Here is a 5,589-nt window from a genome sequence, read left to right as displayed (position 1 = left end):
GAAAACCGCCGGATGCCGAACGGCATGTCCGAAAGGGCCCGATCACGGGGCCATGCGGTGTGGGAGGGGGTACCCTGCAAGGGGGCCCTCTACCCGATTGAGAAGGACGGAATCAGGAACTTCGGAAATGAAGTTCCGGTCTTTCCATTTCCTTATCAGCGCGAGGGCTGCGAGCGCTCGCCGTTCTTGTTGAGTTCGATGATGCGGCGCGTATCGGCGGCAAGATCCGTAATCTTGAGGGCGTCGTAGCTCTTCGCAATGAGCTCGAGCGCATCGTCGCGCATCGGGGTGTTCTGGAATTCGCGCACGACGCGCTGCGCGCGGTCAATGGCAGCGACGTAGGCGTGGCGCACGAAGTAGTACTGCGCGGTCTTCAGTTCATGCTCAGCCTGAGCGAGGACGAGGCCGTGCATGCGGCGGCGGGCTTCGGGAGCAAAGCGGCTGTCAGGATAGCGGAGCGCGAGTTCCTTGAAGGTGTCGAAGGCTTCGCGCGAGGCGTTGGCGTCGCGTTCAGCGAGGTCTTCAGCGGCGAGCTTGTTGAACCAGCTGTCGGTTTCGTTGAGCGTGGCGAGCGCCTTCAGATACATCACGTAGTCGCTGTTGGCGTGATTGGGGTAGGTGCGCAGGAACCGGTCGGCGGCCTGCACGGCGCCCGGCGCATCGCCGTCCTTCCAGGTCGCGTAAATGAGCTCGATCTGGGCCTGCTGGGCGTACTGGCCGAACGGATAACGCGCTTCGAGCTTCTGGTAATAATCCTTAGCCTGCGTCCAGTTGCTATCATCCAAGGCTAATCTGGCTTCGGAGTAAAGCTTGTCGGCGCTCCAGTCGAGCGTCTGGTCTTTGTCAAGACTTTGCAGCCAGGAGCAGGAGGCGGTGGCAAACGTAACCGCAACAAGCGCGGCGCCGCGCATCAGAAGCCTTTTGAAGGAAGTAGCAGATTTCATGACACAGGAAAAGGTCAATTTGGACAGCGAAGATTATAGCGGCGAGGATTTTGAAGACGACGAGATGGAAGCGTTTGAAAATGCTTCTGCCGACGAGAATGCGCTGCCTAAATTCGTCGTGGAGGGATTCTGGGGCGAGCGTCTCGACAAGGTTCTCGCTTCTCTCATGCCGGACGTCTCCCGCGCGCGTCTGCAGAAGATGATTGAGTCGGGGGCCGTCAAGGTGAACGGCGTCGTGGTGGAGAAGATCCGCGCGAAGACGACCGAAGGCGACGAAATCGAGCTCCTCGAGGCGCCCCGCATGGAGGAGGCGCTCGCCTTCGAGCCCCAGGAAGACGTCGAATTCGAGGTGGTCTATGAGGATGATGCCATCATTATCGTCAATAAGCCCGCCGGCCTCGTCGTGCACCCGGGCGCCGGAAACCCCGACGGCACGCTCATGAACGGGCTTCTCTGGCGCTATCCGGAACTGAAGGAAGTTCCGCGCGCCGGCATCGTTCACCGGCTCGATCGCGATACGACGGGCCTTATGGTTGTGGCGAGAACGCTCGCTGCGCAGACGAATCTGGTGCGCCAGCTTCAGGAAAGAAGCGTGAAGCGCGAATACTGGGCGATCACCATGGGATCGGCCGCGCCCGACTTCGTGGTCGACGTGCCGATCGGGCGCGATCCGAGAAGCCGCATCCGCTTCAAGGGCTTCCCGGGCTCTACGGGCGTGAGAGCGAAGCCCGCCCGCACGCGCGTGCGCACGGTCGACTGGTCGAGCGCCGACGGGATCCCGGTTTCCTGGGTGGCCTGCCGCCTCGACACGGGCCGCACGCATCAGATCCGCGTCCATCTGACGGGCGAGGATCTGCCTCTCATCGGCGACCAGCTTTATCGCGGACGCGCCCCCGGCATTGCCGTCAAGATGGAAAATCTCCTCGACTTCCACCGCCAGGCTCTTCATGCATCCCGCCTCGGGCTGGTGCACCCGGTGACGGGAGAAGAAATGCAGTGGTTCCGCGAACCTCCCGAGGACATGATTCAACTGATGGACGATCTGGGCTTCGGCCCCTGGGATCGCCCGGTGACTGTTTTTGAGCGCGTCTGATATGTCTCAATTCAAATCTGAACTCGAAAGCGTGAAGCCCGAATGGAAGGGCGGGGCTCCGAAGCACGTGAAGGCCTTCTTTACCTGCCGCACGGGGGGCGTGTCAAGCGGTCCCTGGGGCGGTCCGGAAGGCATCATGGGCCTCAACCTTGCCTTTCATACGGGCGACTTCAAGTCCTGCGTCGGGATGAACCGCAGGATTCTCACGGAGTGCCTCCCTTCGGAACCGAAGTGGCTCTCACAGGTGCACGGCACTGAAATTCTTCATGCCGACGACATTGCCGACGCCCCTCAGGCGGATGCCTCGTGGACGAAGACGCCGGGCGTTGTTGCCGTCGTGATGACGGCCGACTGCCTCCCGGTCCTGATCGCGGACCGCGAGGGGCGGATCGTTGCGGCCGTGCATGCCGGCTGGCGCAGCCTCGCCGACGGCATCATCCAGAAGACGGTCGGAAAGCTTCGCGAGGAACTCAAGGGCGAAGGCGACTTCGCCGTCTGGCTCGGACCCCGGATCGGAAGGGACGAATTCGAAGTGGGCGGGGATGTGCTCGACGCCATGAAGGCGCATCTTCCTCAGGCGGAAAAGGCCTTCCGGGCGGCGAATGAGCCGGGAAAGTATTTTGCGGACCTTGCGCTTCTTGCGTGCCAGGCGCTCGAAGCTTCCGGGATTCCCGCTGAAAGCATTGCCGACTGCGGCCTGTCCACCTACGGCGACCCGGCGCGCTTCTTTAGCTTCCGCCGCGACGGCGAAAAGTCCGGCCGCCACGCCGCACTCATCTGGATTGAGCCGCAGAATCAGAAATAAAGACACAAATTCCTCTCCGGACCTCTCTGCAAAGAGAGGTCCGATGCGGGTAATATCGCGCGCTCCCGGGACAAGAGACTCCCAAACTTCAAAAAATACTGAAAGGCCCCATAGACCATGACTCGGCATATTCCCGTTGTCGGCTTTGTTTCCCTCGGCTGCCCCAAGGCGCTCGTCGACACGGAGCGCATCGTGACGGAGCTGCGCGCCCGCGGCTATCGCATCGGTTCGACCTACAAGGACGCCGATCTCGTCATCGTCAATACCTGCGGCTTTGTGAATGAAGCCGTGGAGGAGAGCCTCGGCGCGATTTCCGAGGCGCTGAAGGAAAACGGGCACGTGATTGTCTGCGGGTGCCTCGGCGGCCGCAAGGAAGCCGACGGCTCCAACTACGTCCTCGCCCGGATGCCGAAGGTGATCGGCGTCACCGGCCCCGACAGCGTCGACGAAGTGCTCCGCATGGTCGAAGGGGTGCTGCCGCGCCCGCATGATCCCTGGGACGATCTGGTTCCGGCGGCGGGCGTGAGGCTCACGCCGAAGCACTATGCCTACCTCAAGATTTCCGAAGGGTGCAACCATCACTGCACCTTCTGCATCATCCCGAATCTGCGCGGCACGCTCCTTTCGCGCCCGATCGGCGACATCGTGCGCGAGGCGGAAAACCTCAAGGCTGCCGGCGTGAAGGAGCTTCTCGTCATCAGCCAGGATACGGCCGCCTACGGCGTCGACAAGCGCTACAAGCTCGACTTTGCAGGCGGAAGGCCCGTTCACACGCGCCTTCTCGACCTCTGCCGCGAACTCGGGCGCCTGAATCTCTGGACGCGCCTCCATTACGTTTATCCGTATCCGAGCGTCGACGACGTGGTGCCGCTCATGGCCGAGGGTCTCGTTCTGCCGTATCTCGACGTGCCCTTCCAGCACGCGCATCCGCGGATTCTGAAGCTCATGAAGCGTCCCGCATGCGGCGAAAAGAATCTCGAGCGCATTGCCGCCTGGCGAAAGGCCTGCCCGGACATCACGATCCGCTCGACCTTCATTGCGGGCTTCCCCGGCGAGACGGAGGAAGAGTTCCAGTATCTGCTCGACTTTCTGAAGGAAGCTGAGCTCGACCGCGTCGGGTGCTTTGCGTATTCGCCGGTTGAGGGCGCGAAGGCCAATGACCTTCCCGGGGCGCTCCCCGACGAAGTCCGCGAGGAGCGCCGCCGTCGTCTGATGGAGCTTCAGGCCGAGATTTCCTTAAAGAAGCTTGCCCGCCGCATCGGGAAGGTCGAGGACGTCATCATCGACGAAGAGCCCGATGAGGACGGCGTCGCCGTCGGCCGCACGAAGTCGGACGCCCCCGACATCGACGGCGTCTGCTACGTGACGACGGAACGGAGCCTCAAGCCCGGCGACATCGTACGCGTGAAGATCACCGCGAACGAGGAGCACGACCTGATCGGCCGCGAGGTGACGGACGAGCCGTGATGCTCACCAGAGACTAAACAACTCCCCTCTGAAGAGGGAAGGTTTCCGACCAACCGACAGCTTTTCCATCCGTTCCGTTCAAGGTTGACGAATGGCGGTCACTGCCGGCACGGAAACATTTCGAACGCAGCTCCTCTGTCGTCAGAGCCTTCGGCTCCGGCGCGAACAACGGATCTTGCGACCCGCTGCTCCTCGGCAGCTTAAGCTGCTTCACATAACCCGCGTCCGTCAGGCCTCGTTTCAAGCCCTCGAGTGCGGCTTTCACCACCTCTGGGTTATGCGTCTGATTCTTCAAATCAGCAAAATAGATCAGAATCGCGCTTATGATGTCGCGCTGGATCACCGTAGTCTCGTCTCCAAGATACATCCAGCGCTCCCCGAGCGCCTTCTTCATGAATTCATCCTTGTAAGGATCGTACTGGCTCGGCTTCAGGCGATAAGGGCTTACCTCTTCAACTGTCAAACCGGCTCTTTCAGCCTTGCTCTTCAATCTCTGTATAAAGCCGCTTGCCGCGCTGTTGTTGATGCTCCTGCCGAAATGACTTCTCTTAAAAGCCTCCCATGAGTTCTTCTCAATGCGGATATTGCCTGCGCATTCGAGAAGCAGATTGGCGAGCTCGCCGTGTTCGCACTTTCGCGTACCGGCGGCCCTGCGGTGCGCCTCGCGAAGCTTGTCTACCCGCGCCTGATAGCCTTTCGAATAAGTCAGGCCGACGCCGGACTTGATCCGACCCTTCTCATCAAAGGCCTTCGGGTTCGAGGCCCGCAGGCTGCGATCCATCGATCGCTGAATCCGGCGGATCGCCTTCTCGTTGACCTTCGCCCCGGGCGCAACCTGAACCTTTGCCTGCACTCGCGGGCAAAAGACGGCGAAGCTTTTCGGACCCGGATCAATTGCCATCCGCTCCGTTGCCGGGGCATAGGCGTGCTTTACCGGAGGCGTTCCTTCCAGAACCACCTGCAGATAAAAGCGCTTCACGCCCTTGATGTTTCTGCAGACGATGCGGTTGTATTTGATCCGCTTGAAATGCGTGCGCTCCTTGTCGGCGTACAAAGCATCAAGGATGAACGCGTCGTCCGAATCAAGCATCACCTGATAGGACTTGCGGCACCAGTCGAGCAGCATCTTCTCGGGCCTGAATTTCAGTCCTGTCTTATTGGTCTTGCCCTCGAGGCTGTGCACGGTGAATGTCAAGTGAGCTTTCGCCGATTTTGTTCTTAAAAAGTAGGTTGTAGTCTGAGCTCAGTGAGGGCTTTGCCCTCTCCGCCTTCGGCGGATT

At 60.8% G+C, this 5,589-nt stretch carries 5 protein-coding genes; 3 read left to right on the top strand and 2 right to left on the bottom strand.

Features of this window, described 5'->3' with window-relative positions; genetic code table 11:
• Positions 1-155: 155 nt before the first annotated feature.
• Complete coding sequence (locus GBM95_RS10875) at positions 156-944, bottom strand: outer membrane protein assembly factor BamD (protein ID WP_152159116.1); 789 nt, start codon at positions 942-944, stop codon at positions 156-158.
• Here GBM95_RS10875 and GBM95_RS10870 point away from each other — a divergent pair.
• The 3 genes from GBM95_RS10870 (at position 943) to rimO (ending at position 4,309) form a co-directional block, all read left to right on the top strand.
• Complete coding sequence (locus GBM95_RS10870; RefSeq protein WP_152159115.1) at positions 943-2,037, top strand: RluA family pseudouridine synthase; 1,095 nt, start codon at positions 943-945, stop codon at positions 2,035-2,037. The genes GBM95_RS10875 and GBM95_RS10870 overlap by 2 nt on opposite strands.
• Before the next feature lies 1 nt (position 2,038).
• Complete coding sequence (pgeF, locus tag GBM95_RS10865; RefSeq protein WP_152159114.1) at positions 2,039-2,842, top strand: peptidoglycan editing factor PgeF; 804 nt, start codon at positions 2,039-2,041, stop codon at positions 2,840-2,842.
• Between the two features lie 117 nt (positions 2,843-2,959).
• The gene (gene rimO, locus GBM95_RS10860) at positions 2,960-4,309 is read left to right on the top strand and encodes a 30S ribosomal protein S12 methylthiotransferase RimO (RefSeq protein ID WP_152159113.1); all 1,350 of its coding nucleotides are present in this window, start codon (positions 2,960-2,962) and stop codon (positions 4,307-4,309) included.
• A gap of 13 nt (positions 4,310-4,322) precedes the next feature.
• On the opposite strand, the gene GBM95_RS10855 is transcribed toward rimO, so the two are convergent.
• Positions 4,323-5,504, bottom strand: coding sequence for a hypothetical protein (locus GBM95_RS10855; protein WP_152159112.1), 1,182 nt, complete (start codon positions 5,502-5,504; stop codon positions 4,323-4,325).
• Between the last annotated feature and the right edge of the window lie 85 nt (positions 5,505-5,589).

This window comes from Sutterella seckii, from assembly GCF_009183815.1.
GTDB lineage: Bacteria > Pseudomonadota > Gammaproteobacteria > Burkholderiales > Burkholderiaceae_F > Sutterella > Sutterella seckii.
The sequence above is the reverse complement of the archived record's forward strand: the minus strand, read 5'-3'. Positions and strand labels throughout refer to the sequence as shown.

Bases quoted from the DNA above. Each gene is read 5' to 3' on its own strand.
- GBM95_RS10870 (WP_152159115.1), top strand. From the start codon at position 943: ATGACACAGGAAAAGGTCAATTTGGACAGCGAAGATTATAGCGGCGAG.
- GBM95_RS10875 (WP_152159116.1), bottom strand. From the start codon at position 944: ATGAAATCTGCTACTTCCTTCAAAAGGCTTCTGATGCGCGGCGCCGCG.
- pgeF (WP_152159114.1), top strand. From the start codon at position 2,039: ATGTCTCAATTCAAATCTGAACTCGAAAGCGTGAAGCCCGAATGGAAG.
- rimO (WP_152159113.1), top strand. From the start codon at position 2,960: ATGACTCGGCATATTCCCGTTGTCGGCTTTGTTTCCCTCGGCTGCCCC.